Origin of the sequence: Streptomyces sp. NPDC058464 (assembly GCF_042721035.1) — a bacterium.
In the GTDB taxonomy this organism is placed as follows: Bacteria; Actinomycetota; Actinomycetes; order Streptomycetales; family Streptomycetaceae; genus Streptomyces.
Genome location: NZ_JBHXMA010000009.1, coordinates 170,759 through 196,348, shown reverse-complemented (window position 1 = coordinate 196,348; position 25,590 = coordinate 170,759). Strand labels below are relative to the sequence as shown.

23 protein-coding genes and 1 pseudogene are annotated in these 25,590 nt (G+C 72.1%); 9 read left to right on the top strand and 15 right to left on the bottom strand.

Annotated features, from left to right (window positions below):
- Positions 1-18: 18 nt before the first annotated feature.
- Together ACFWPQ_RS15140 and lysX are read right to left on the bottom strand one after the other, a co-directional pair.
- Positions 19-852 carry a polysaccharide deacetylase family protein gene (locus ACFWPQ_RS15140; protein ID WP_384033635.1) on the bottom strand — a complete coding sequence of 278 codons (834 nt, stop codon included), beginning with the start codon at positions 850-852 and terminating at the stop codon, positions 19-21.
- 117 nt (positions 853-969) lie between these two features.
- Positions 970-4,245 (bottom strand): bifunctional lysylphosphatidylglycerol synthetase/lysine--tRNA ligase LysX, encoded by a 3,276-nt coding sequence (lysX, locus tag ACFWPQ_RS15135; protein ID WP_384033632.1) that lies wholly within the window; start codon positions 4,243-4,245, stop codon positions 970-972.
- A gap of 126 nt (positions 4,246-4,371) precedes the next feature.
- Between lysX and ACFWPQ_RS15130 the strand changes: the two genes are divergently transcribed.
- Entirely contained in the window at positions 4,372-4,827 is a 456-nt protein-coding gene (locus tag ACFWPQ_RS15130) for a universal stress protein (protein WP_384033630.1), read from the top strand.
- Here the strand turns inward: ACFWPQ_RS15130 and ACFWPQ_RS15125 are convergent.
- Positions 4,763-6,010: an MFS transporter gene (locus ACFWPQ_RS15125; protein ID WP_384033628.1), complete on the bottom strand. Its 1,248-nt coding sequence runs from the start codon at positions 6,008-6,010 to the stop codon at positions 4,763-4,765. The two genes, ACFWPQ_RS15130 and ACFWPQ_RS15125, sit on opposite strands and share 65 nt — an antisense overlap.
- A gap of 102 nt (positions 6,011-6,112) precedes the next feature.
- Between ACFWPQ_RS15125 and ACFWPQ_RS15120 the strand changes: the two genes are divergently transcribed.
- Positions 6,113-7,063, top strand: coding sequence for a LysR family transcriptional regulator (locus ACFWPQ_RS15120; RefSeq protein ID WP_384033829.1), 951 nt, complete (start codon positions 6,113-6,115; stop codon positions 7,061-7,063).
- 10 nt (positions 7,064-7,073) lie between these two features.
- Positions 7,074-7,274, top strand: a pseudogene (locus ACFWPQ_RS15115) (amino acid permease C-terminal domain-containing protein); the annotation flags it as partial.
- Here ACFWPQ_RS15115 and ACFWPQ_RS15110 read toward each other — a convergent pair.
- Positions 7,271-8,086, bottom strand: a complete 816-nt coding sequence (locus tag ACFWPQ_RS15110; RefSeq protein ID WP_384033625.1) for an alpha/beta fold hydrolase — start codon at positions 8,084-8,086, stop codon at positions 7,271-7,273. The pseudogene ACFWPQ_RS15115 and the gene ACFWPQ_RS15110 sit on opposite strands and share 4 nt — an antisense overlap.
- Positions 8,087-8,184: 98 nt before the next feature.
- Here ACFWPQ_RS15110 and ACFWPQ_RS15105 point away from each other — a divergent pair, with 98 nt between their 5' ends.
- Positions 8,185-8,658 carry a MarR family winged helix-turn-helix transcriptional regulator gene (locus ACFWPQ_RS15105; RefSeq protein WP_384033622.1) on the top strand — a complete coding sequence of 158 codons (474 nt, stop codon included), beginning with the start codon at positions 8,185-8,187 and terminating at the stop codon, positions 8,656-8,658.
- Positions 8,659-8,664: 6 nt separating this feature from the next.
- On the opposite strand, the gene ACFWPQ_RS15100 is transcribed toward ACFWPQ_RS15105, so the two are convergent.
- Positions 8,665-9,819, bottom strand: coding sequence for a CapA family protein (locus ACFWPQ_RS15100; RefSeq protein ID WP_384033620.1), 1,155 nt, complete (start codon positions 9,817-9,819; stop codon positions 8,665-8,667).
- Positions 9,820-10,040: 221 nt separating this feature from the next.
- On the opposite strand from ACFWPQ_RS15100, the gene ACFWPQ_RS15095 reads away from it, so the two are divergent.
- The 3 genes from ACFWPQ_RS15095 to ACFWPQ_RS15085 all read left to right on the top strand — a co-directional run bounded on the left by ACFWPQ_RS15095 (position 10,041) and on the right by ACFWPQ_RS15085 (position 12,055).
- Entirely contained in the window at positions 10,041-10,589 is a 549-nt protein-coding gene (locus ACFWPQ_RS15095) for a sigma-70 family RNA polymerase sigma factor (RefSeq protein ID WP_384033617.1), read from the top strand.
- A 144-nt stretch (positions 10,590-10,733) separates the two neighbouring features.
- Positions 10,734-11,249 (top strand): hypothetical protein, encoded by a 516-nt coding sequence (locus ACFWPQ_RS15090; protein ID WP_384033614.1) that lies wholly within the window; start codon positions 10,734-10,736, stop codon positions 11,247-11,249.
- 149 nt (positions 11,250-11,398) lie between these two features.
- Complete coding sequence (locus ACFWPQ_RS15085; RefSeq protein WP_384033611.1) at positions 11,399-12,055, top strand: zf-HC2 domain-containing protein; 657 nt, start codon at positions 11,399-11,401, stop codon at positions 12,053-12,055.
- 7 nt (positions 12,056-12,062) lie between these two features.
- On the opposite strand, the gene ACFWPQ_RS15080 is transcribed toward ACFWPQ_RS15085, so the two are convergent.
- Complete coding sequence (locus ACFWPQ_RS15080; protein ID WP_384033608.1) at positions 12,063-12,926, bottom strand: Fpg/Nei family DNA glycosylase; 864 nt, start codon at positions 12,924-12,926, stop codon at positions 12,063-12,065.
- A 138-nt stretch (positions 12,927-13,064) separates the two neighbouring features.
- Entirely contained in the window at positions 13,065-15,164 is a 2,100-nt protein-coding gene (locus ACFWPQ_RS15075; RefSeq protein ID WP_384033605.1) for a SpoIIE family protein phosphatase, read from the bottom strand.
- A gap of 158 nt (positions 15,165-15,322) precedes the next feature.
- Here ACFWPQ_RS15075 and ACFWPQ_RS15070 point away from each other — a divergent pair, with 158 nt between their 5' ends.
- Positions 15,323-16,744: a lipase maturation factor family protein gene (locus ACFWPQ_RS15070; protein ID WP_384033603.1), complete on the top strand. Its 1,422-nt coding sequence runs from the start codon at positions 15,323-15,325 to the stop codon at positions 16,742-16,744.
- Here ACFWPQ_RS15070 and ACFWPQ_RS15065 read toward each other — a convergent pair.
- Genes ACFWPQ_RS15065 through ACFWPQ_RS15030 form a run of 8 tightly spaced genes read right to left on the bottom strand, consistent with a single transcriptional unit; the run spans position 16,732 to position 24,586 of the window.
- Positions 16,732-17,562 (bottom strand): amidohydrolase family protein, encoded by an 831-nt coding sequence (locus ACFWPQ_RS15065; RefSeq protein ID WP_384033600.1) that lies wholly within the window; start codon positions 17,560-17,562, stop codon positions 16,732-16,734. The genes ACFWPQ_RS15070 and ACFWPQ_RS15065 overlap by 13 nt on opposite strands.
- Positions 17,559-17,873, bottom strand: a complete 315-nt coding sequence (locus tag ACFWPQ_RS15060) for an L-rhamnose mutarotase (RefSeq protein WP_384033597.1) — start codon at positions 17,871-17,873, stop codon at positions 17,559-17,561. Before ACFWPQ_RS15060 ends, ACFWPQ_RS15065 begins: the two co-directional genes overlap by 4 nt.
- Entirely contained in the window at positions 17,870-18,856 is a 987-nt protein-coding gene (locus ACFWPQ_RS15055; protein WP_384033595.1) for an aldo/keto reductase, read from the bottom strand. The genes ACFWPQ_RS15060 and ACFWPQ_RS15055 overlap by 4 nt, the downstream gene beginning before the upstream one ends.
- Positions 18,853-19,608 (bottom strand): SDR family NAD(P)-dependent oxidoreductase, encoded by a 756-nt coding sequence (locus ACFWPQ_RS15050; RefSeq protein ID WP_384033592.1) that lies wholly within the window; start codon positions 19,606-19,608, stop codon positions 18,853-18,855. Before ACFWPQ_RS15050 ends, ACFWPQ_RS15055 begins: the two co-directional genes overlap by 4 nt.
- Positions 19,605-20,945 (bottom strand): enolase C-terminal domain-like protein, encoded by a 1,341-nt coding sequence (locus ACFWPQ_RS15045; protein WP_384033589.1) that lies wholly within the window; start codon positions 20,943-20,945, stop codon positions 19,605-19,607. The genes ACFWPQ_RS15050 and ACFWPQ_RS15045 overlap by 4 nt, the downstream gene beginning before the upstream one ends.
- Positions 20,946-20,986: 41 nt before the next feature.
- On the bottom strand, positions 20,987-22,012 hold the full coding sequence (locus tag ACFWPQ_RS15040; RefSeq protein ID WP_384033587.1) for an ABC transporter permease: 1,026 nt from the start codon (positions 22,010-22,012) through the stop codon (positions 20,987-20,989).
- The gene (locus ACFWPQ_RS15035; RefSeq protein WP_384033584.1) at positions 22,005-23,519 is read right to left on the bottom strand and encodes a sugar ABC transporter ATP-binding protein; all 1,515 of its coding nucleotides are present in this window, start codon (positions 23,517-23,519) and stop codon (positions 22,005-22,007) included. The genes ACFWPQ_RS15040 and ACFWPQ_RS15035 overlap by 8 nt, the downstream gene beginning before the upstream one ends.
- Positions 23,516-24,586, bottom strand: coding sequence for a sugar ABC transporter substrate-binding protein (locus ACFWPQ_RS15030; protein ID WP_384033581.1), 1,071 nt, complete (start codon positions 24,584-24,586; stop codon positions 23,516-23,518). Before ACFWPQ_RS15030 ends, ACFWPQ_RS15035 begins: the two co-directional genes overlap by 4 nt.
- Positions 24,587-24,761: 175 nt before the next feature.
- On the opposite strand from ACFWPQ_RS15030, the gene ACFWPQ_RS15025 reads away from it, so the two are divergent.
- Positions 24,762-25,487 (top strand): FadR/GntR family transcriptional regulator, encoded by a 726-nt coding sequence (locus ACFWPQ_RS15025; protein ID WP_384033578.1) that lies wholly within the window; start codon positions 24,762-24,764, stop codon positions 25,485-25,487.
- Positions 25,488-25,590 lie beyond the last annotated feature (103 nt).

Here is a 25,590-nt window from a genome sequence, read left to right as displayed (position 1 = left end):
GGGCGGGCGCGGGCCCGTTCACGTACGGCGGCGCGGCACGGTCAGGTGGTAGCCGTTGTCCAGCAGATAGGGCAGGTACTCGCGCAGGGCCTGGACGCTCTGCGAGCGGTCGCCCCCGGCGTCGTGGGAGAGGACCACGACACCGGGGGCGGCGCCGTTCTCGATCGTGTCGACGATGGTGCGGGTGCCCGGGACAGTCCAGTCGGTGCTGTCCACGGTCCAGGCCATCGGCTCCATGCCCATCTCGGCGCCGAGCTGGAAGGCCGCGCGGTTCCAGGCTCCGTAGGGTGCGCGGAACCACTGCGGGCGTTCGCCGTAGGTGTCCTCGATGGCGTCGCTGGTGCTCGTCATCTCGTCGCGGATCTCACTGCGGTTCAGGGTGGTCAGCAGCGGATGCGTCCAGGTGTGGTTGCCCACGACATGCCCCTCGTCCGCCATCCGCGCGACCAGTTCCTTGTTCACGACGATGCACTCCCCGCACAGGAAGAACATCGCCCGCACGTCGTACTTGGCGAGGGTGTCCAGGATGTGCGGGGTGTAGTTCGGGTTGGGGCCGTCGTCGAAGGTGAGCATCATGCGTCTGCCGCTGCGGGAGATCTCCGTGATGGGTTCCTTGCGGACCTTCAGCTTGCCCGGCCGGGCGGGCGGCGGGCCGTATCCGGTGAGCGGCTGGAGCCGGAAGGCGGAGGACTTGAGCGCCGGGCGGGCCTGCGCCCCCGCGGCGGGGGCGACCCCGCCGGCAGCTTCCTCGGCGCTGCTCGCCAGCACGATTCCCGCGGTCCCCGCGGCTCCCAGAGCAGCGCCGCCGGCGAGCAGCAGCCGGCGTCGGGTGAACAACTGATCCTTCTCCATGACTCATCAGTCGCCCGGCGGGGCTCCGGCGCACCACTACGACACCGGTGCGGCGGCGGGAAAGCACCCGCACGGACCAGCAGCTGGAGGTTTCGGTAAGAAAAGACCAAAAAAACATCAACGATGGCGGACCAGCGGGAAAGGAAGCGTCTCGCGGATGGTCAGGCCGGTGAGGAACATGACGAGCCGGTCGATGCCGATGCCGAGCCCGCCGGTGGGCGGCATCGCGTATTCGAGGGCGTCCAGGAAGTCCTCGTCGAGTTCCATCGCCTCGGGGTCGCCGCCGGCGGCGAGCAGCGACTGGGCGGTGAGCCGACGGCGCTGTTCGAGGGGGTCGGTCAGTTCGGAGTAGGCGGTGCCGAGTTCGGTGCCGAAGGCGACCAGGTCCCAGCGCTCGGCGAGCCGCGGGTCGGTGCGGTGCTGCCGGGTGAGCGGGGAGACCTCGGTCGGGAAGTCCTTGTAGAAGGTGGGCAGCTGGGTGCGTTCCTCCACCAGGCGCTCGTACATCTCGAGGACCACGTCCGCGGGCCCGTCGTCGGCGGTGTACGGCACGCCGAGGCGGTCACAGTGCCGGTGCAGCCGCAGCAGTTCGGTGCCGGGGCCGATCTCCTCCCCCAGCACCTCCGAGATCGCCCCGTACACGGTCCTGACCGGCCAGCTGCCCGAGATGTCGTACTCCAGTCCGTCCCTGCGGGCCACGGGTGCGCCGTGGGCGGCGGTCGCGGCGCCCTGGACCAGTTCGCGGGCGAGGTCGAGCATCACGTCGTAGTCGGCGTACGCCTGGTAGGCCTCCAGCATCGTGAACTCGGGGTTGTGCTTGTGGGAGACGCCCTCGTTGCGGAAGGTCCGGCCGAGTTCGAAGACCTTCTCCAGACCGCCGACGCAGAGCCGCTTGAGGTACAGCTCGGGGGCGATGCGCAGGTACAGGTCGAGGTCGTAGGCGTTGATGTGGGTGGTGAAGGGGCGGGCGTTGGCGCCGCCGTGGATCTGCTGGAGGATCGGGGTCTCGACCTCCAGGTAGCCGCGGTCCAGGAGGCCCTGGCGCAGTGCCTGTACGGCGGTGGAGCGGGTGCGGACCACGGCGCGGGCGGCGGGGCTGGTGGCGAGGTCGAGGTAGCGGCGGCGGACCCTGGCCTCGGGGTCGGCGAGGCCGCGGTGTTTGTCGGGCAGCGGGCGCAGGCACTTGGCGGTGAGCTGCCAGTCGGTGGCGAAGAGGGTCGGTGCGCCCGTGTCGCTGACGCCCATGCGGCCGGTGGCGCTGATCTGGTCGCCGATGTCGGTGTCGGCGGTGAAGCGGTCCAGGGCGGGTCCCGACCCGTCGCGGGTGAGTGCCAGTTGGCGGTCGCCGGACCAGTCGCGCAGCGTCACGAAGACGATGCCGCCGAAGTCGCGGACCAGCATGATCCGCCCGGCGACGGTGACCGTCTCGCCGTCGCGGACGCCCGCGAGGGCGCGGGGTGGTGGGCCGCCGGCCACCGGGTAGGGATCGACGCCCGCCGCCCGCAGCCGGTCCAGCTTGCGGCGCCGGACCCGGAACTGGTCCGGCAGGCCGGCGTCGGGTGCGCCGGGCCCGGCCTCGTCCCCGCCTACGGCACCGGGCACCGGCGCGGACGGCGCCGCCGCCTCGACGAGCGGCGGTCCGGTTCGCGGGTGCCCCTTTCCCCAGAGCGTGCGCAGGGACGGTACGGAGACGAAGCCTTCGGCGATTCCGGAGGCGAGGCCGATCCGGGCCAGGGAGCCGGCGTCGCCGTAGCAGAGGAAGCGCGGGTACCACTCGGGGCGGTACTTGGCGTTGGAGCGGTACAGGGCCTCCAGCTGCCACCAGCGGGAGAAGAACAGCAGCAGCCGGCGCCACAGCCGCAGCACCGGTCCGGCGCCGATCCGGGCGCCCTCCTCGAAGACCGAGCGGAAGACGGCGAAGTTCAGCGAGATGCGGTGCACGCCGAGTTTGGGGGCGGCCGCGCACAGGTCGGCGACCATGAACTCCATGACGCCGTTGGGGGCGGTGCGGTCACGGCGCATCAGGTCGAGGGAGATGCCGTCGGCGCCCCAGGGCACGAAGGAGAGCAGGGCGAGCAGTCTGCCGTCCTCGGCCATGGCCTCGACGAGCAGGCAGTCGCCGTCGGCGGGGTCGCCGAGCCGGTCCAGGGCCATGGAGAAGCCGCGCTCGGTCTCGGTGTCGCGCCAGGCGTCGGCCCTGTCGACGACCTCTTCCATCTCGGTCTCGGTGAGGTCGGCGTGGCGGTGGATGCGGCAGCCGGCGCCGGTGCGCCGGACGCGGTTGACGGCCTGCCGGGTGACCCGCATCTCGCGGCCGCCCAGGTCGAAGTCGGCGACGTGCAGGATCGCCTCGTCGCCGAGCTGGAGGGCGCCGAGGCCGGCACGGACGTAGGCTCTGGCGCCGTCCTCGGAGGCGCCCATCACCGCGGGCGCCCAGGCGTGCCGGCGGGCCACGTCCAGCCAGGCGGCGATGGCGTGCGGCCAGGCCTCGGGGTCGCCGACGGGGTCGCCGCTGGCCAGGCAGACGCCGGCCTCGACCCGGTAGGTGACGGCGGCCTTGCCGCTGGGCGAGAAGACGACGGCCTTGTCGCGGCGGGTGGCGAAGTAGCCGAGGGAGTCCCGGTCGCCGTAGGCCTTGAGGAGAGCGCGGATGCGGGTCTCCTCGTCGCCGTGCAGGGCCGCTTCCAGGCGCTGCGAACGGAACAGGGTGGCGGCGGCGTTGAGCAGGGCGAGGGCGCCGAAGAGGCCGAGCAGGAAGGCGACGAAGCGGGGCGGGCGGCCGCCGTAGCTGCGGACGGATACCAGGCCGCCGCAGACCCGGTCGGCCGCCCAGGCCAGGTGCTGGCCGTGCGGGAGCGAGCCGGGGAAGAGCGAGACCAGGCCCCAGCCGGCCAGGATCGCCACCAGCAGGCCGATCAGCAGGACGCCGAGGGCCCGGCGTACGGCGGCTCTTCGGGAGGCGGCGTAGAACTCCCGGCGGGCCACGATCAGCAGGGCCAGGGCGAGTCCGCAGACCACCAGTGAGCTGAACGAGTACCAGTCGAAGCCGAAGGCGACGGTGAGGACGTCGGCCAGCACCAGCAGGCCGAGGTAGATCACCACCAGCCACCAGGCGACCTTCTTGCGGGCGGCGGTGGCGCCGCCGAGCAGGAACAGGAAGACCGCGTAGGCCAGGTTGGGGCTGACGGGCACCACGACGGCGTCGACGAAGTGCACGACCGGGTGGAGCAGTACGCGCAGCGGGGCGACGAAGGAGAGCAGGGCGCACAGCAGGGCGAGGGTGCCGAAGAAGGTCCCGAAGGCCTCCGGCACCCAGGTCAGCCGCCCGCCGCCGGGCGGGCGTATCGGCCCCGCCGGATCCCTGCCCGCGGCGGGCTCCACGGCGGCACTCATGTCTCCGACTGTAGGAAGGGCCCGCCCGGCCCGCCCGTCGAGCGACCTCGGACCGGTCGGCGTGCGGGTGCGCGCCGGGCCGCCCCGGACACCCACCGGACCTGCGGATTCCGATAGCCTCGGATCGTGGCGGAACAACACCAGTTCGAGCGGGGCACGGACGGCCCCAAGGTCATCGTGGTCGGCATGGACGGCTCGGACTCCTCCTGGCGTGCGACCTCCTACGCCGCCGGTCTGGCCCGGCGGCAGCACGCGCTGCTGGCCGTCGTGTACGTCCAGCCGGTGCTGGCGGCCGGGGCGGTGCTCGGGGCGCCGGTGGCGGAGACCACCGACGAGATCGCGGAGGACCTGGTCGCCCAGATCCGGGACGCGGCCGAGCGGCTCAAGGGGATATTCGAGGTGCGCTGGGAGTTCCACACCTTCCGCGGCGACGCCTACGGCGGACTGGTGAAGGCGGCCGACGAGCTGAAGGCCGACGCGGTCGTGGTGGGCGCCTCCGAGCAGGCCGGCCACCGGTTCATCGGCTCGGTCGCGATCCGTCTGGTGAAGGCGGGACGGTGGCCGGTGACGGTCGTGCCGTAGCGGTCTCCCGCCGGAGCAGCAGCGGGGTCGCGAGGAGCAGGATCCCGGCGAGGGCGATCGCGGTGCGCGGGCCGGTGAGACTCGCCAGCAGGCCCCACAGGGCGGTCATGGCGGCCGTGGTGGCCTTGCCGGTGACCGACCAGGCGGACAGGGTGCGGGCGACCCGGTCGTCGGGGGTGTGCTCCAGACGGCGGGTGGCGTACACCGGGCTGTAGACGGCCGAGCAGGTGATCACCCCGAACTCCAGGACCATCACCAGCAGCAGTCCGGGCAGCCCGGGCATCACGAAGGCCAGCCCGAGGGGCCAGACGGCGCGCAGGGCGCTCGCGGTGCGCAGCACCCGCCACTGCCCGTACCGGGCGACCAGCGGGCGGGCCAGCCGGGCGCCGAGGAGGCCGCCCAGGCAGGGCACGGCGAAGGCGAGGCCGTACTGCCAGGGGGCGAAGCCGAGCCGGCCGAGCATGAGGACGGCCAGCGGTGGCGCGGCGACCATGATCAGGGCGTTGCCCGCGAGGCTGTTGAAGAAGAGGGGCCGCAGGGCCGGGCTGCCGAGGATGTACCGCCAGCCGACGAGCAGGTCGGCGGCGCGCAGGCGCTGCGTGTCCCTGGGGGCGGGGCGGGGCTCGCCGCCGCCGACGGCCCGGATGCCGAGCGCCGACAGCAGGAAGCTGACCGCGTTCGCCGCGACGGTCGTCACCGGTCCGAACAGGCCGATCGCGGCGCCGCCGAGGGGCGGGCCGAGGACCAGTGCGGTCCAGTTGGTGGACTCGAAGCGGGCGTTCGCGGTGAGCAGCCGGTCGGCCGGGACGAGGGACTTCAGGAAGGCGCCGGAGGCCGCGCCGAAGGTGATGTCGGCGGCCGCGACGACCACCGAGACCAGCAGCAGCTGGCCGAGGCCCAGGGCGCCGAGGGCGTAGGCGGCCGGGACGGTGAGCAGCGCGGCGAACCTGACCAGGTCCATCGCCACCATCACCGGCCGCTTGCGCCGGAACTCCACCCACGGCCCGAGCGGCACCGCCGCCACCGCGCCCACGGCGGGCCCGATCGCCGCGATCAGCGCCACCTCGGCGGACCCCGCGTACAGCGCGATGACCGCGATCACCGAGAACGCGTCGAAGGCGAGATACGTGCCGAGCGCACTCACCGAGTACGCGGCCCACAGCCACCCGAACCGCCGCCCCATGCACAACCTCCCGTTGACCCGGGACATGAAAACCCGCAGGTGGCCGCCGAATCAAACAACCCCCGGGCCCGCTGCCACAACCAGCGGTTGTACGGTGTGGACGTGGACCTCACCGCCGTACGCACCTTCGTCACCGTCGCCGACCACGGGCAGTTCCAGGAGGCCGCGGCCGTGCTTGCGGTCACCCAGCAGGCGGTGTCCAAGCGGATCGCGGCGCTGGAGAAGGAGCTGGGGGTACGGCTGTTCACCCGGACCGCCCGGGGCGCCGAGCCGACCGTCGACGGCCGGACCTTCCTGCCGTACGCCCGCGAGCTGCTGCTGGCCGAGGAGCGGGCGGCCGCCTCCGTACGACGGGGCCGGCGCCCCCTGCGGGTCGACGTGGTCGGCGCCCGGCTCGCCCCGGCGGCGCTGCTGCGCGGCTTCCACGAGGCGCACCCGGACCTCCCCCTGGACGTCGTCACCCTCTTCGACGTGGACTCGGCGCTGACCGCGCTGCGCTCCGGTGCGATCGACGCGTCCTTCCGGGCCGTCGCCATGCCCGGCCGGCCGCTGCCCAGGGGCGTCGAGGCCGCCCGGGTGTACGACGAGCCGGTCCAGTTGCTCACCGGCCCGGGGCACGCCCTGGCCGGCCGGACCTCGGTCGCGCCCGGGGAGCTGGCCGGGCACCGGATCTGGATCCCGGGGATCGTGGACGGCACCGAGTGGGCCGCGTACTACGCCTCCCTCGCCGCCGAGTTCGGGCTCGCCATCGACTCCTCGGGCCCCAACTTCAGCGGGGCGTTGCAGGACACGCTCGCGGGCTCCGACACCCTGGCGACCCTCGTCAGCGAGCAGACGGGGCTGACCTGGCCGGACGGCCACGACCTGCGCCGGATCCCGCTGGTGGACCCGACCCCTCTCTACCCGCACTCGCTGCTGTGGGCCGCCGCCAACCCGCACCCGGCGCTGACCGTGCTGCGCACCCATCTCGCCGGCACCCGCCCGCCGCGCAGCGCCGCCCGCACCTGGACGCCGGGCTGGGCCGAGACCGTGCGTGGCGTCTTCCGTCCCTGACGCCCCTGAGCGCTACCGGCAGCCGGACCTGCCGCGCACCTTCCGTACGCCGTGGATGCCGTTCGTGCCGGCGCTGGGCGTCGTCTTCTCGGTCTGGCTGATCACGTTCCTGAACTGGGAGACCTGGGTGCGGTTCGCGGTCTGGTTCGTGGTCGGGTGCGTGATCTACTTCGGCTACTCGTACAAGAGGTCGCGGCTGGCCGGGCGTTAGAGGCCACGGAGGAAGCCGAGCAGGAGGGCGTTGAACTCCTCGGGCTTCTCCAGGTTCGGATAGTGGCCGACCCCTTCGACGACCTCGGCGCGGCCGTTGCGGACCTCGCGGGCGAGGCGTTCAGCGGCGGTGAGCAGGTCGGCGGGTTCGAGGCTGCCGTTGATCGTGAGTACCGGCACGTCGATCTTGGCTACCCGGGGCCAGGAGTCGGTCACCGGGACATGCCGGTCCGGCTCGCCGGCGGTGTGCTTGGAGATCGTTCGCAGGGCCATCTCCCGCAGTCGGCGCGGGATGTCCGGGTCCAGGTCGGCGACCGCCCGGCGCTCGCCTGCCACGCCCCGCAGGAAGGCGTCGAGCCAGCCCTCGATGTCGCCGGCGCCCAGGGTGCGGGCGTACTCGGACTGGAGTCCCTTGTGCCAGCAGTCGGTGTACCGGAAGTCGCCGGTCGCCGCACCGCAGGTGACCACCGCGCGGACCAGCTCGGGGTGTTCCAGCACCGTGTCGGTGGCGATCACCCCGCCCATGGACAGGCCGACGAGGACGGCGGGCCCCGCATCCAGATGGCGCAGCAGCTCCGCCAGATCGTCGGCCCAGCGGAAGTGCCTGCTCGCGTTGGCGGAGGAGCCGTGGCCGCGCACGTCCGGGGCGATCACCCGGTACTCGGCGGCCAGCGCCGGGATCTGCCGGTACCAGAAGCGGTGGTCGACGTACCCGGAGTGGAGCAGGACCACCGGGTCGCCGGAGCCGGTGTCGAGGTAGGCGAGGTCGCCGTCGGAGGACGGGAAGCAGCGGACGTCCGCAGCAGCATTCATGACAACCAAGGTGTCATCTTCGGAAGGCTTTGACAACCTGGTTGTCATGATGCCTTTGGCACCTCGGCTGCCATGACAGCGCGGTGCATGATGGCCGGGTGAACGACATCGACAAGCCCCTCGCCCCCGACGAACTCGGCGAACGCATCACCGAGGTGTTCGATCTGATCGGCCCGCTCTACCGGCGCGCCTTCCGCAAGATCGAGCAGGGCGAGCAGATCGAGGGCGCCTCGGTCGGGGTGCGCTCGGTGCTGGACCTGCTGCGCCGGTACGAGCCCATGACGGTCCCCCAGATGGGCCGGATCATGGCGCTGAGCAGGCAGTTCGTGCAGCGCATGGTGAACGACGCGGTGGCGCGCGGCTGGGCCGAGGTCACCCCCAATCCGGCGCACCAGCGCTCCTCCCTGATCCGGCTCACGGCCGATGGCCGGGCGACCATCACGGCGGTCCTCGCCCGCGAGCACGCCCTGAACCGGCAGGTCGGCGGCGACCTGACCGACGCCGAGATCACGGCGTGCGTACGGGTGCTGAAGCAGCTGCTGGTGACGTTCGACAACGTCGACGTGGAGTGAACGCCGCTACTCCCCCATGACCAGCCCGTCCTTCGCGGCCCCGCGGCTGAGCACGACGTCCCGGACGGCGTCCCGGGCGGCGGTGAAGTCGGCACCCTGGTCGATGGCCGCGTTGAGGTTCACGACCCGGCCGGCGTCGAGGTCGTACAGCTGCGGGATGAACTCGGCCTTGGCCACCTCCCAGCGCCCGCCCGGCCGGGCGGGCGGGGTGAAGGTGAAGCGGGCGAGGGTGGACTGGTTGCCGCGCGGGTCCTGCCGGCCCTGGCTGTTGAGCATCTCACCGGCCAGCTGGTCGCCCAGACTGTAGACCACCCAGGTGCCGTTGACCTTCTCGTACGCCTGCGGGATGTGCGCGTGGGTGCCGAGGAGCAGGTCGATGTCGGGGCGGCCGCCGGTGCGCGCGGCGGTGAGCCGCTTGGCCAGGGTGAGCTGCTGCTGGTCGGGGGCGTCGGTCCCCTCGGTGCCCCAGTGCACGGAGACGACGACCACGTCGGCACCGGCCTGCCGGGCGGCGCGGGCGTCGGTGAGGATGCGGTTCTCGTCGAGGAGGCCGACCGCCCAGGGCTGGCCGGGCGGCAGGGAGTTGCCGTTGACGTCGTAGGTGTAGGAGAGCTGGGCGACCCGGGCCCGGCCCGCGTTCATCAGGGTGAGGGTGCCGGCCTCGGCATCGGTGCGGGCGGTGCCGGAGTGCCGCAGGCCCACCCGGTCCAGCGCGTCGAGGGTGCGCTGGATGCCCGCGGCGCCGTCGTCGAGGGCGCGGTCCGAGGCGGTGGAGCAGCCGTCGTAGCCGGTGGCCGCGAGGGCCTCGGCGAGTTGCGGCGGGGAGGTGAGGCCGCCGGCGCGGGCGCCGTCCGCGCCGGTGACGGTCGCCAGGTGACAGAGCGCCAGATCGGCGCGGGAGACGACGGGTTCGACGCCGGCGAGCATCGGGCGGAAGTCGTAGCCGTTGCCGCCCGCGTCGAAGTTCGCGTGGTCGACCGCGGACTTCTGCGGCATGACGTCACCCCCGGCGACGAGCGTGAAGCCGCCGGTGGCGGGCACCGCCGGTGCCGGGTGGCCGGGCGGGACGGCCCGCTCCTCCCGCACGTGGTTCTGGCAGGCGGCCGCGGCGGCGAGCAGGGCGGTCAGGGCCAGGGCCGCCTGGCGTCTGCGATTGATCATCAGGAGCACCCCAGAGTCGCAAGCCTTGTCCGATTTACAGATCAATGGGTACGAAGGTGAGGGCGACCGCAAACAACTCAGGCGTCCCGATTGACCCATCCGGGTCGGGTAAGGGGTGTGACGGACCGTTCGTCGCACCGTTCGCCGACGCGTTCGACCGTCCGCCGCACATCCCTGTGCACCCCCTGTCCCCCCGCCTGGCCCTGCGATGCCATACGGCCATGACGGCCGGAACCACCCTTCCCCACGGGACGACGACCGCCGAGCACGAGCTCGTCGCACTCCAGCGCGACCACGGCCGGCCGCTCTTCGCGCTGCTGCTGCGGCTCAGCGACGGGGACCGGCAGCGGGCCGAGGACCTCGTCCAGGAGACCCTGGTACGCGCCTGGCAGCATCCCGAGGCGCTGCGCGCCGACGCCTTCGACTCCGTGCTGCCGTGGCTGCTGACGGTCGGCCGGCGGCTCGCCATCGACGCGCGGCGGGCCCGGCAGGCGCGGCCCGCCGAGGTGCACGACGCCGTCCTGGAGAACACCAGGGCCGCCGGCGACCACGCCGAGCGCGCCGCCGCGGCGCTCGACGTCCGGGAGGCTGTGAAGACTCTCACTCCCGAACACCGTGAAGTCCTGGTGCTGGTGTATTTCCAAGGGGCGAGTGTTGCGGAGGCCGCCGAGACCCTGGGGATTCCACCCGGTACCGTGAAATCGCGGGCGTACTACGCGCTGCGCGCCCTGCGCCGGGTTCTGCCCGGTTATGCACCCGACCTGCGATGAAACCGTAAGCCAGGTCAAACCTCGGTAAAGCGCCTTGCTGAGGACCGTGTTTGAGCAATCAGCTGTCTTCATCCGTGTTCCGCACCGGGAGAGGGACGGACCCGGGGTCGGGGCCACGCGCGCACCGGAGGAAGGCAGGACGGGATGCTGCACAGAGGTCAAGAGAGCACGGGCGGGGCCGGGAGCGGGGAACTGGCGGTCCCGATGGCCTGGTTGTACGCCGAGTACATCGCCGACGAGCTGCTGCGCACCGGCGATCTCATGCCACCGACGTCCTTCGAGTTCCGGGCCGGCCGCGACGCGCTGGCGCTGACCATCTTCCTCTCCGACACGGACGGCGAACTGTCGGGCATCCGGGTCGTGTCCCAGTTGGAGAACTGGCTTTCGCTCACGGCGTACGACCAGCCGTGGCAGGACTGGGTCGGCGAACGTATGGCTGTGGTGACGGCCGAGACCCTCGAGTCGGGCGGGCCGTCACCGGACCTGGATCTGGCCGCGGCCGCCTGGCGCTGGCTGGAGGAGACCGAGCTGCTCGCGCCCGACCTGGACGCGGTGCCGGGCGGCGCCTCGGTGTTCGGCGAGGACGACGGACCGAAGGTGTGGACCCCCGCCTGGCGGCTCGGTCTGCCCCTCGGACACCTCGCGATCCATCTTTTTTGATTCAGGACCAATCCGCGGGCCCGGCCGCTCCGAATCCGTTGATTACGATTCTGTACGTGGCTTGAGTGAAACGGCTGCCGACTGCGTACGGGTGGGAGCAAGGAACAACGAGTAACCCCCACCCGCACCCATCGGCACGAGGATTCGGCATGAGGTCCCTGGAAAGGCATCGCGACGTCGGCGCGTACGCGCTCGGCGTGCTGGACGAGGCGGAGGCCTTCCGCTTCGAGGACCATCTCATGGAGTGCCCCAGCTGTACGGCACACGTGACCGAGTTCGGCCCCGCGGCACGGCAGTTGATGCTGTACCGCCGGGCCACGCCGCGCTTCGTGCATCCCATGGCCCAGCCCGGCCCCCGGCTGCTCGACCGGCTGCTCGCCGAGGTCGCGACCCGGCACCGGGCCAAGCGCCGCAAGCTGCTGTACGGCCTCGCCGCCTCGGTGGTGTTCGCGGTCGCCGGCCCCGGCATCGCGACCTATGTCGGCCACGACGCCGCCCCGGCCGTGCAGGTCACCGCGGCCACCGACGCCCAGTCCGGCATCTGGGCGCAGGTGAAGTCGCAGGACACGGACTCCGGCAGCACGATCGAGCTGGAGGTGAAGGACCCGGACGGGCCGCGCTCCTGCCGCCTGATCGCCGTCGGCGAGGACGGCTCCGAGCAGGTCGTGACCACCTGGGCGGAGCGGGACCACGACGACCGGGTGAGCACCATGACGGGCGGCTCCTCGATGCACCCGGACGAGATCGACCGCTACGAGGTGCGCGACGCGGACGGGCAGCGCCTGGTGACGCTGGACCCCAAGTGAGCGCCGGCTACCTGAGCAGCCGGGACATCCGGCGGTCCGCGAGCGGTTTGCCGCCCGTCTGGCAGGTCGGGCAGTACTGCAGCGAGGAGTCGCTGAAGGAGACCTCGCGGATGGTGTCGCCGCAGACCGGGCAGGGCTCGCCGGTCCGGCCGTGGACCCGCAGCCCGCTCTTCTTCTCTGCCTTGAGCCGCCCCGCCGCCAGGCCGTGGGAGCGCTCCACCGCCTCGGTGAGGGTGGTGCGCAGCGCCTCGTACAGCCGGTGCGTCTCCTCCGGGGTCAGGGACGCGGCCAGCTTGAACGGGGACATCTTCGCCGCGTGCAGGATCTCGTCGCTGTAGGCGTTGCCCACCCCGGCGATCAGGCTCTGGTCGCGCAGGGCCCCCTTCAGCTGCCGTCGCTCGTCGGCCAGCAGGGCCGCCAGGCGGGCCTCGTCGAAGTCCGCGGCGAGCGGGTCGGGGCCGAGCCGGGCGATACCGGGGACGTCCTGCGGGTCCCGGACGATGTACACGGCCAGCTTCTTCTGGGTGCCGGCCTCCGTGAGGTCGAAGCCCGCGCCGGTCTCCAGGGCCGCCCTGAGCGCCAGCGGGCCCTTCCCCGGGCGGGGCAGTCCGTCCGGCAGCCGGTCCTTCCACTGGAGCCAGCCCGCACGGGCCAGGTGGGTGACGAACCGCAGCCCGCGGTCGCCCTCGATGTCCAGGAACTTGCCGTGCCGGTGCACGGCGACGACCTCGCTGCCCTCGAAGGCTCCGACCGGCGGGTCGTACGTCTTCAGCACGCTGATGGCGACCGGCAGCACGCGCACGACCTCGCGGCCGACCAGGTTCTCGGTCAGGAATTCCCTGAGCGCTTCGACCTCGGGCAGTTCGGGCATGCGTCCAGGGTGCCATCCGCTGCGCTGTGCCCCGCCGGAAGTGCCGCATCGGGTCGTCTGGCGGCTGCGGCGCCGTGGGGGGCTGGTCGCGCAGTTCCCCGCGCCCCTTACGGGGCGCGCTGCCGGAGCCGTAAGGGATCAAGCCCCGTCGTCCTTTTCCGGCATCCGGAACTCGCACCACACCGCCTTGCCGCCGCCGCGGGCCTCCACGCCCCACACGTCGGCGATCTCGTCGACGAGCAGGAGCCCCCGCCCCGACACTCCGTCCTCGCCCGCCTCGCGGCGGCGCGGCAGGGCGCTGGAGGAGTCCTCGACCTCGACGCGGAGCCGGCGGTCGCTGCCGCCGAGGACCCTCAGGGTGACGATCGCGGAGCCCTCGGTGTGCATCAGCGCGTTGGTGATCAGCTCGTCGGCGACCAGCTCGATCTCGTCGGCGCGGTCCCCGGCGCCCCAGGCGCGGACGGCGGCGCGGACCATGTGCCGGGCCAGGGCGAGCGCCTCGGGGTCGCCGGAGGCCACGTGCTGCTGGAGGCGGCCGACGGCCTGTGCGGTGTCGGAGCCGCAGCGGCGCAGCAGGAGCAGGGCCACGTCGTCGTCGCCGCCCCGTTCGTCGGCGATCTCGATCAGCAGGTCGGCGAGGTCGCGCACGTCCTCCGGCCCGTCGGCGACCTGCTCGGCCAGAGCCCGCACGCCGTCCCCGAGGTCGGCGCCGGGCTGTTCGACGAGCCCGTCGGTGCACAGCAGCAGCGTCTCGCCGGGGTCGAGCTCCAGGGTGGAGACCGGGTACTCCAGGCTCTGGAACTCGGCGGACAGGCCGAGCGGCAGCCCGCCCTCGACGGGGACCCGGCGGCAGCCGCCGTCGGCGGCGCGGACCAGCGGGTCGATGTGCCCGGCGCGGACCACCTGGACGACGCCGGTGGCCAGGTCGGCCTCGGCGTACAGGCAGGTGGCGAAGCGGTCGGTGTCGAGCTCGTCGAGGAAGACGGAGGCGCGGGCCATCACGGTGGCCGGGGCGTGGCCCTCGGCGGCGTAGGCGCGCAGCACGATGCGCAGCTGGCCCATGACGGCCGCCGCGTGCGTGTCGTGCCCCTGGACGTCGCCGATGACCGCGCCGACCCGGCCGCCGGGCAGCGGGATCAGGTCGTACCAGTCGCCGCCGATGTCCCGGCCCAGGGAGCCGCCGGCGCTCGCCGAGCGGTAGCGGACGGCGACGTCGGCGCCCCGCACGCTGGGGATGGTGCGCGGCAGCATCGCCTGCTGGAGACCCTGCGCGAGGTCCTTCTCCTGCTCGAAGAGCATGGCCCGCTGCAGGCTCTGCGCGATGCTGCTGCCGAGGGCGACCAGGACCGCGCGTTCCTCGCTGGAGAAGCCGAGCCGGTCGTTGTAGAGCAGGCCCATGGCGCCGATCGGGCGGGCCTGGGCGATCAGCGGCAGGTAGGCGGCGGAGGTGATGTGCAGGTCGGTGATGTGCGGCCACAGTATGGGGTAGCCCTCGGCGAACTCCTCCGGCGACTCGATGAAGCACGGGCTGAGGGTCCGCACCACCTCGCCCATCGGGTAGGGCTCCTCTATCCGGGTGATCCGGGTGCCGGGCACGAAGCTGCCGGCGGGCCCCTCGGCGACCAGCCGGATCCGGCCGGCCTCGACCAGGCCCATCACCAGGCTGGTCGCGCCCAGGTTGGGGATGCCGTGGGTGTCCTTGAGGACGTCGATGACCTCCTGGACGCTGCTGGCGTGCGCGAGCGCCGCGGTGACCACCTGGACGACGCCGGTCTGCCGGCGCAGCGCCTGCCCCTGGGCCTCCCGCAGGTTCCGGGCCTCGCCGTCCTCCAGCTCCTGGGTGGCGTCCCGGACGATCCCGACGACGCGGCGCGGGCGGCCGGTCTCGTCGCGCCGGATGTAGCCCTGGGTGTGGGTCCAGCGCGGGGTGCCGTCGCGGCGCCGGATGCGGAAGTACGTCCCGTAGTTCTCGCTGCCGTCCTTGATGGCCTGGGACACCACCGCGTCCAGCCTGCTGGACTCGGCCGGGGGCACCCGGGCGGCGAGGGTCTCGGGGCGGCCGTCGTACTCCTCGGGGGTCAGGTCGAACACCTCGTACGCCTGGGCGTCCATGTGGAAGAGGCCGGCGTCGAGGTCCCAGTCGAAGGTGCCCATGTGGTTGAGCGCCAGGATCGGGTGGTCCGGGTGGGCGGGCCAGTCGTCCGGGAGTGACGGAGCGCTCGCTCCCCGATCAGCCATGGGGCCACCATGCCAGGGGAACCCCATATGGGCAATTTCTCCCCTATTGTCTGCTTCACTCGCCCGGGTTACGCAAGCGGGGAGGCGCGGTACACAGGGTGACAGGCCCCCGCCGGTCCGGCGGGCCGCACAATGGAGAGAGGCAGGAGCGCACGGCCGTGGACTGGTTCACCGCACCCGGGTACTGGTTGAGCCGGCTGGTCTTCCAGCGGGCTCTGGCCGGCGTGTACCTCGTCGCGTTCCTGACGGCGGCGCTGCAGTTCCGGGCCCTGCTGGGCGAGCGCGGGATGCTGCCGATCCCGCGGTTCCTCGCCCGGGTGCCCTTCCGGCGGGCGCCGAGCCTCTTCCATCTGCGCTACTCGGACCGCTTCTTCGCGGCCTGCGCCTGGGCGGGCTGCGCGGTGTCGGCGGCGCTGCTGGCGGGGGCGGACTCCGAACTCCCGCTGTGGGCCGGGATGGTGCTGTGGCTGATCCCCTGGGCGCTGTACCTGTCGATCGTCAACGTCGGCCAGACCTGGTACGCGTTCGGCTGGGAGTCGCTGCTCCTGGAGACCGGCTTCCTCGCCGTCTTCCTGGGCAACGACGAGGTGGCCCCGCCGGTCGTCGTGCTCTTCCTGCTGCGCTGGATCCTGTTCCGGGTGGAGTTCGGGGCGGGCCTGATCAAGATGCGCGGGGACGCCTGCTGGCGCAAGCTGACCTGCCTGCACTACCACCACGAGACCCAGCCGATGCCGGGCCCGCTGAGCTGGTTCTTCCACCACCTGCCGGGCCCTGTGCACAAGGCCGAGGTGGCCGCGAACCACGTCACCCAGCTGGTGGTCCCCGTCCTGCTGTTCACCCCGCAGCCGATCGCGACGGCGGCCGCGTCCCTGATGATCCTCACCCAGCTGTGGCTGGTGGTCTCCGGCAACTTCTCCTGGCTGAACTGGATCACCATCGTGCTGGCCCTGTCGGCCCTCCGGCTGCCCACGGACCGCACCACCGCACCGCCCACCCCGCTCTGGTACGAGGTGGTCGTCCTCGCCGTGACCGCGCTGCTCCTCTACCTGAGCTACCACCCGGTGCTGAACATGGTCTCCCGCCGCCAGGTCATGAACCGCTCCTTCGACCCGCTCCACCTGGTCAACACCTACGGCGCCTTCGGCAGCGTCAGCCGGATCCGGTACGAGGTGGTGGTCGAGGGCACCCTGGACGCCGCGCCGCACGAGGACTCGGACTGGCGGGAGTACGAGTTCAAGGGCAAGCCCGGCGATCCCCGGTACTGGCCGCGCCAGTTCGCGCCCTACCACCTCCGCCTGGACTGGCTGATGTGGTTCGCCGCCCTCTCCCCCGCGTACGCCGGCGACTGGTTCGGCGGCCTGGTGGAGCGCCTCCTGGAGAACGACCGCGACACGCTGCGGCTGCTGCGCCGCTCCCCCTTCCCGCCCGACCGGCCCCCGCACTTCGTCCGCGCCCGCCTCTTCCGCTACCGCTACACCAGCTGGCGGGAGCTCCGGGAGACGGGCGCGTGCTGGGAGCGGACGTACGTAAGGGAGTTCCTGCCGCCGACGCGGCTGGCGAAGGCCGCTCAGAGGCGGTAGACGCGGGCGGCGGTGGTCTCGAAGACGGCGGTGCGGTCGGCCGGTGCGATCAGCTCGATCGCCGCTTCGAAGACTTCGCCGTAGCTCCCGGCCAGGAGGCACACCGGCCAGTCCGAGCCGAACATCAGGCGGTCCGGGCCGAAGGCGTCCAGGACCGTGTCGGCGTACGGGCGCAGGTCGTCGACGGTCCAGGAGGCGGGGTCGGCCTCCGTGACCATGCCGGAGAGCTTGCAGACGGTGTTGGGCAGGGCGGCGAGGGCACGGACGGCGGAGGCCCAGGGTTCGCGGGGGCCGGCGGCGATGGGGGGCTTGCCCAGGTGGTCCAGGACGAAGGTGAGGTCCGGGTGGGTCTCGGCGGCCTTGACGGCGGCCGGGAGCTGCCGGGGCTGGACGATCAGGTCGTAGACCAGGCCCGCCTCCGCGAGCGCGGTCAGGCCCCGGCCGACGTCCGGGCGCAGCAGCCACTCCGGGTCGGGTTCGCCCTGGACCTGGTGGCGGATGCCCTTCAGGCAGGAGCCGCCGGGGAGTTCGCGCAGGCGGGCGAGTTCCTCGGCGACGTCGGGGCGGGTGAGGTCGGTCCAGCCGACGACTCCGGCGACCAGGTCGTGGGCGTCGGCGAGGGCGAGGAACTCGGGGGTCTCCTCGGGAACGGTGATCGTCTGGACGAGGACCGTGCGGGTGACCCCGGCCGCCGCCGCCTCGGGTTCCAGGTCCTCGACGGTGAAGTTCCGTCGGAGCGGCTGGAGTTCGGGTCCGGCGATCCAGTCCTGGTCGCGTACCGAGAGATCCCAGACGTGGTGGTGGGCGTCGATCGTCATGGCAGCTCCCATACGACGGGCAGGCCGGCCTCCGAGCCCGCCTCGGAGTAGTCGTGGACGACGTCGAGAAGCTCGGCCATCCGGGCCTGCCAGGCCACGTTGACCGGGAGCTTCTCCAACTCGGCGAGGAGCAGGCCGTAGTCGGCGCAGTCCAGGACGTGGAAGAGGTCGGTGCCGCTGCGCCAGATGGTCCAGGAGGTGGCGCCGGCGGCCCGGATGGCGTCGGTGAGTTCGACGGGCACCTCGCGGTGGGCGGCCTCGTACTCGGGGATGCGGTCCGCCCGGACCCTGGTGTGCAGGGCGACTCTCATGGCCGGTCCCCCGTGGGTACGGGGACGTCGGCGGGCAGCAGACCGGTGGCGTGCAGCTCCTGCCAGAAGGCGGCGGGGACGTGCGTGGCGAACTGCGCGGCCCCGTCCGCGATCTCGGCCGCCGAGCGGGCGCCGACCAGGACGCTCGCCACGGCCGGGTGGGCCGCGCAGAAGGCGAGGGCGGCGGCGCGCAGGGTGGTGCCGTGTTCCTCCGCGAGCGCCTTGAGACGCAGGGCGCGGGAGAGCAGCTCGGCGGACACCTGGGCGTAGTTGTAGGTGGCGTCCGGCTTCGGGTCGGCCAGCAGGCCGGAGTTGAAGGCGCCGCCGATCACCACCGAGGTGCCGCGCTCCTCGGCGGCCGGGAGCAGGTCGGCGAGGGCGCTCTGGTCGAGGAGGGTGTAGCGGCCCGCGCAGAGCACCACGTCGACGTCGGTCTCGCGCACGAAACGGGTGAGCATGGCCGTCTGGTTCATGCCGGCGCCGATCGCGCCCACGATCCCCTCGGCGCGGAACTTCTCCAGGGCCGGGTAGCCCTCGCGGAAGGCCTGCTCGGCGTGTTCGTCGGGGTCGTGCAGGTAGACGACGTCGACCCGGTCGAGACCGAGCCGCTCCAGGCTGGACTCCAGGGTGCGGCGGATGCCGTCCTCGGTGAAGTCCCAGACCCGGCGGAGGGTGTCGGGCACGGCGAAGCCCTGGGCGAGGTCGTCGCCGTCCCCGGGCCCCGGCTCCAGCCGGCGGCCGACCTTGGTGGAGAGGGTGTACGAGTCCCGGTCGTACTGGCGCAGGGCCGCGCCCAGCCGCCGCTCCGACAGCCCCAGGCCGTAGTGCGGGGCGGTGTCGAAGTAGCGGATGCCCTGCTGCCAGGCGGCGGTGACGGTCTCGTACGCCTGCCGGTCGGGGAGTTCGGTGTAGAGGTTGCCGATCACGGCGGCGCCGAGGCCCAGCGGGCTGACCCGGACGCCGCTGCGGCCGAGGGCGTTCACTGGCCCACCGGCCGAAGGCGCAGGCCCTGCATGCCGCCGTCGACCGCGAGGGAGGTGCCGGTGGTGGCGCCGGACAGCGGGCTCGCCAGGTAGGCGATGGCACCGGCGACCTCGGCGGCCGAGACCAGGCGGCCGGCGGGCTGGCGGGCCTCCAGGGCGGCGCGCTCGGCGGCCGGGTCGGACGCCCTGTCGAGCAGCCGGCCGATCCACGGGGTGTCCGCCGTGCCGGGGTTGACGCAGTTGACCCGGACGCCCTCGCGGACGTGGTCGGCGGCCATGGCCAGCGTCAGGGAGTACACGGCGCCCTTGGTGGCGCTGTACAGGGCGCGCTGCGGCAGGCCCGCGGTGGCGGCGATGGAGCAGGTGTTGACGATCGCCGCGTGCTCCGAGCGGCGCAGGTGCGGCAGGGCGGCGCGGGCGGCGCGGACCATGCCGAGGACGTTGACGTCGAAGACACGGCGCCATTCGTCGTCGCCGTTGTCCTCGACCGTGCCCTGGGCGCCGATGCCGGCGTTGTTGACGAGGATGTCGAGGCCGCCGAGGGCCTCGACGGCGCTCTCCACGGCCGTCCGCACGGAGGCGTCGTCGGTGACGTCGGCCTGGAAGCCGAGCAGCGGCTTCTCGACGGAGGACGGGTCGAGGTCGAGGACGGCGACCTGGGCGCCGCGCTCGGCGAGCAGCTCGGCGGTGGCCCGCCCGATCCCGGAGGCGCCGCCGGTGACCAGGGCCCTCAGGCCCTCGAAGTCGGTCATGCCGCCCGTCCCTTCTGTGTTTCGGGGTCGGCGGCCCAGAAGGTGCCGCCGGGATAGGTGTACTCCGTGATGGACTCCGGTCGCATGGCGGCCGAGAAGCCCGGTGCGGTGGGTGCCGCGTAATGACCTTCGCGGATCACCACCGGATCGCGGAAGTGGTCGTGCAGATGATCGACGTATTCGATGACCCGGTCCTCGGTGGTGCCGGAGACGGCCAGGTAGTCGAACATCGACAGGTGCTGGACGAGTTCGCACAGTCCGACGCCGCCCGCGTGCGGGCAGACCGGGACGCCGAACTTGGCCGCGAGGAGCAGGATGGCGAGGTTCTCGTTGACGCCGGCGACCCGGGCCGCGTCGATCTGGACGATGTCGAGGGCGCCGGCCTGGAGCAGCTGCTTGAAGACGATCCGGTTCTGGACGTGTTCGCCGGTGGCGACCTTGACCGGGGCGACCGCCCGGCGGATCGCCGCGTGGCCGAGGATGTCGTCGGGGCTGGTGGGCTCCTCGATCCAGTACGGGTCGAACCCGGCGAGGGCCTTGGTCCAGCGGATCGCCTCGTCGACGTTCCAGCGCTGGTTGGCGTCGATGGCCATCCGGATGTCAGGGCCGACGACCCGGCGGGCGACCCGGCAGCGCCGGATGTCGTCCTCCAGGTCGGCGCCGACCTTCAGCTTGATCTGCCGGAAGCCGTCGGCGACCGCCTGGGCGGCGAGCCGGGTGAGCTTCTCGTCGTCGTACCCGAGCCAGCCCGCGGAGGTGGTGTAGGCGGGGAAGCCGCGATCGAGGAGCCGGGCCCGGCGTTCGTCCACGCCCTCACGGCCCCGGCGCAGGATGGCGAGGGCCTCCTCGGGGGTGAGGGCGTCCGTGAGGTACCGGAAGTCGATCTGGCGGACGATCCACTCGGGTTCGGCGTCGGCGAGCAGCTGCCAGAGCGGCTTTCCTGCGCGGCGGGCGGCGAGGTCCCAGACGGCGTTGACCACCGCGCCGATCGCCATGTGCATCACGCCCTTCTCGGGACCGAGCCAGCGCAGCTGGCTGTCGCCGATCAGGTCCCGGTGGACGGATCCCGGGTCGTCGCAGATCTCGTCGACCGGGCGGCCGAGCACATGGTTGCGCAGCGCGTCGATCGCGGCGACCTGGACGTCGTTGCCCCGCCCGATGGTGAACGTGAACCCGTGCCCCTCGTGCCCGTCGCCCGCGTCCGTGCGCAGCACGACATAGGCCGCCGAGTAGTCGGGGTCCGGGTTCATCGCGTCGGAGCCGTCGAGCTCGCGCGAGGTGGGGAAGCGGATGTCGTAGGTGTCGACCGCGGTCACGCGGGCCGGGCTCGGGGACACGGATTGCCTTTCCGTCGGGGGGAGTGCGGGACGCGGGCCGGTCAGTCCTGGGCCCGTCCCGTGGTGACACGGGCGATCATGAGGGCGACCAGGATGATGCCGCCGTAGATGGCCTGGATCCAGAACGACGGCACCTGCGCCAGGGTGAGCAGGTTCTGTACGACACCCAGAAGGAGTACGCCGGTCAGGGCGCCGAACATGGTGCCCTTGCCACCGTCCAGGCTGATGCCGCCGATCACCGCCGCCGCGAACACCGTGAAGATCATGTTGTTGCCCTGGTTGGCGCTGATCGCGCCCACGTACCCGGTCTGCATGATCCCGCCGACGGAGGCGAGGACACCGGCGACCACGAACACGCCGAGCATCACCCGGTCGACACGGATGCCGGCGGCGCGGGCGGCGTCGGCGTTGCCGCCGATGGCGTAGAGGGCGCGGCCGACCCGGTGGTACTTCAGCACGAGCCCGGTGACCGCGAAGGCGACCGCGGCCAGCCACACCGACATGGGGACGCTGAGGAAGGTGGAGGTGGCCAGGGTGAAGAAGCTGTCGGGCATCCCGAACAGGGTCTTGCCCTTGGTGGCGCCGACCAGCACACCGCGCAGCACGATCAGCATCGCGAGCGTCACGATGAACGCGTTGAGCTTGAACTTGACGACGAGAATCCCGTTGAAGGCGCCGACGGCCGCGCCGACGACCAGGATCGCCACCATGGCGAGGGCGGCGGGGAACTCGGTGCCCCAGCCGGACTCGGCCGACGGCAGCACCAGCAGGGCGCCGACGGCGGGGGCGATGCCGACGACCGACTCCAGGGAGAGGTCGAACTTGCCGGTGATCAGGACCAGCGACTCGGCGAGCACCACCATCGCGAGGGCGGCGGAGGCGCCGAGGATGGAGATCAGGTTGCGCTCGGTGAGGAACGAGTCGTTGACCACCGCGCCGAGCACCATGAGCAGCAACAGGGCCGGGACGAGGGCGAGTTCACGGGCGCGGCGCAGGAGGACGGTACGGGCCGCGCGCGGGTCCGGGGAGCGCACCGGGACGAACATCGGGGCCTTGGTCTCAGCCATGGTCCACTCCTTCGGGCATGGAGTCCACTCCTTCTATGGAGGCGATCAGCTCGTGGTCGTGCCAGCCGGCCGGGTGTTCGGCGACGATCCGGCCGTGGAAGAGGACGAGGACGCGGTCGCAGCGGCGCAGGTCGTCCAGTTCGTCGGAGACGACCAGTACGGCGGTGCCGTCCTCACGGGCGCTGTCCACGCGGGCCAGCAGGGACTCCTTGGACTTCACGTCGACGCCCGCGGTGGGGTTGACCAGGACCAGCAGCCGGGGGTCGGAGGCGAGGGCACGGGCCATGACGACCTTCTGCGCGTTGCCGCCGGAGAGGTCGGAGACGGGCTGTTCGGGGCCCTCGGCGTGGATGTCGAGGCGTTCGATCAGCCCGGTGGCGAAGCCGCGCTTGCGGTCGGTGCCGACGAACCCGCCACGGCCGAGCCGGTCGAGGACGGTCATGGTGGCGTTGTCGCCGATGCTCATGCCGGGGACGAGTCCCTGGTCGTGCCGGTCGCGGGGCACGAACCCGACGCCGGCCCGGAGCGCGGCCCGCACATCACCGAACGGCAGTTGCCTCTCCTGCAGTTGGGCGGTCCCGCCGGTCGGGGTGCGCAACCCGGCGATGGTCTCGGCGAGTTCGATCTTGCCGCTGCCGCTGGTGCCGGCGAGACCGACGACCTCGCCGCTGCGGACGGTGAGGTCGATGCGGTCGTACGACTCCGACGTCAGCCCGCTGGTGCTGAGGACGACGGGCGCCGCGGCGGCCACCGCGTCCCGCGGCCGCTGTTCCTGCCCGGTCACCGCCTCCCCCGCCATCGCCTCCACCAGGGCGGCCCTGGGCAGGTCGGCGACGGGGGCGGTGATGATCCAGCGTGCGTCGCGGAGCACGGTGACGGTCTGGCAGACCTCGTAGACCTCCTGGAGGTGGTGCGAGATGAACAGGAAGGTCACGCCCGAGTCCTGGAGCGCCCGCATCCGGCTGAACAGCCGCTCGATCTCCCGGTTGTCGAGCTGGGCGGTCGGTTCGTCGAGGACGATGAACCGGGCGCCGAAGCTCAACGCCCGTGCGATCTCGACCATCTGGCGGTCCTCGACCTTGAGGTCGGCGGTGCGCGCCTCGGGGTCGACGTGGACGTCCCAGGTGTCGAGGAGCGCGGCGGCTTCCCTGCGGAGTCGCCGCCAGCTGATGAAACCCCGGTGCAGGGGCTGCCGGTTGATGAAGAGGTTCTCGGCGACCGTCAGCTCCGGTACGACCGTGGGCTTCTGGTAGACGCAGGCGACCCTGCGCCGCCAGGCGTCCCGGTCGGCGAGCGGTGGCGCCGGTTCGCCGTCGAAGCGGACCGTGCCCTCGTCCGGGGCCTGCAGGCCGGTGAGGACGTTGACCAGGGTGGACTTGCCGGCGCCGTTGCGGCCGACGAGGGCGTGGGACTCGCCCGGCAGCACGGTGAGCCGGCCGTCGGCGAGGGCGACGGTGGGGCCGTACCGCTTGACGATGTCCCGGGCCTCAACGAGTGGCGTGATCATTTGACCGTGTTGCCCCACAGCTTCGGGTCGTCCACGTTGTCCTTGGTCACCAGGGGCGCCGGGAGCTGGTCCTCCAGGATCCCGCTGGACAGCTTGACGATCGTGGAGTCGTGGTCGGTCGGGCCGGGCTTGAACGTCTTCCCCTCCATCGCCGCCTTGATGTAGTATATGCCGTACTTGGCGTAGGCGTCGGCGGGCTGGGAGACGGTCGCGTCGATCTGGCCCTTGCGGATGGCGTCGTACTCCTGCGGGATGCCGTCGTTGGAGACGATCACTATGTGCCCGCTCTGCCCGGCCGTCTTGAGCATGCCCTTGGACTTGAGGGTCTGCAGGGTCGGGGCGAGGTAGACGCCGCCGGCCTGCATGTAGATGCCCTTGATGTCGGGGTTGGCGTTGAGGAGGGTGCTCAGCTGGGAGGCGGCCGTGTCGGACTCCCACTTGGCGGGGATCTCCAGGACCTTGAGCTTCGGGTACTTCTCCTTCACGCAGGAGCGGAACGCCTCGGAGCGGTCCCGGCCGTTGACGGAGGCCAGGTCGCCCATGATCTGCACGACCTTGCCGCTGGTGACGTGCTGGCCGAGGTAGTCGCAGGCCTTGGTGCCGTAGGCGACGTTGTCGGCGCGCACCACCATGGCGACCTTGCCCTTGTCGGGCGCCACGTCCACGGCGACGACCGGCACGCCCTTGCGCTCGGCCTGGTCGAGTCCGGCCTCGATGGCGGCGCTGTCCAGCGGCGCGACGACGAGACCCTTCACGCCCTGGTTGAGCTCGTTGTTGATGTCGGTGATCTGCTGCGAGGGGTCGCTGTTCGAGTTGACCGTCTTCAGCGCGTCCACGCCTTCGGACTTCGCCATCTTGGGCACGTAGTCGTTGTACGACTGCCAGAACGGCGAGGTCAGCAGGGGCAGGATCACCCCGACCTTGCCGGTGCCACCGCCTCCGGCACTGCCGCTGCCGGTGTCCTTCGTGCTGCCGCAGGCGGCGAGCAGGAGCGAGGCTCCGACGGCCACGGCCGTCGCGGCGATGATCCGGGACCTGTTCCGCTTCCTCAGTGTTCTGCCGGGCATCTTGGCAGCTCCTCATCGAGCGTGTTCGAGCAGATGACCGCATACTTATCAGACCACTCGACGGATTCAACACCCTGCAGACGCTATTTTTCCGTCGATGAGCCATCGAACGAGCCATAGTGGTCCGACCACCTCACTGGTTAGACTTCGGCGCACCGGCGACAGGAGGAGTGGCGTGGCGGACACCGGGGAAACAGAGAACGGCGTTGCTGCTCCGCAGAAGGGCACGGTGACGCAGCGCGCCATCGAGCGGATCAAGGCGATGATCGCGGAGGGCCGGCTGGAGCCGGGTCAGCGGCTGCCGACGGAACGGGATCTCGCCGCCCAACTGGGCATGTCCCGCAGCTCCATGCGCGAGGCGATCCGCGCGCTCACGGTGCTGGGCGTCCTGGAGGCCCGGCACGGCTCCGGCATCTACGTCACCCAGCTGGAGGCGGGCGACCTGCTGGAGACGTTCGGTGTGGTCGCCGATCTGTCCCGCGGGCCGCAGCTGGTGGAGCTGCTGGAGGTGCGGCGGGTACTGGAGTCGACGGCGACGGCGCTCGCCGCGGCGCGGATCACGCCCGACCAGCTGGCCGAGGTGGAGAAGCACCTCACGGCGATGAACGCGACGGACGATCCCGAGGAGATCCTCGCGCACGACCTCGCGTTCCATCGGGTGATCGCGGGCGCCGCCGGGAACGACACGATGGCCGCGATCCTGGAGGGTCTGTCGTCGCGGACCTTCCGGGCCCGGGTGTGGCGGGGGTACGAGGAGGAGGGGGCGTTCGCAAGGACGCGCCGCGAGCACGCCGCCATCCACCGGGCCCTCGTCGCCCGGGATCCGGAGGCGGCGAGGGCGGCGGCGGCCGCGCATGTGGGTGAGGTGGAGGAATGGCTGCGGAGTCAGCTGGGCGCCTGAGGGGTCGTCCCGTGCGGTGTGATTGTGCGGTCTGACCGTGCGGTCTGGCCGTGCGGTGTGGCCGTGCGGTCTGGCCGTGCGGTCTGGCCGGCCGGCATCCGCC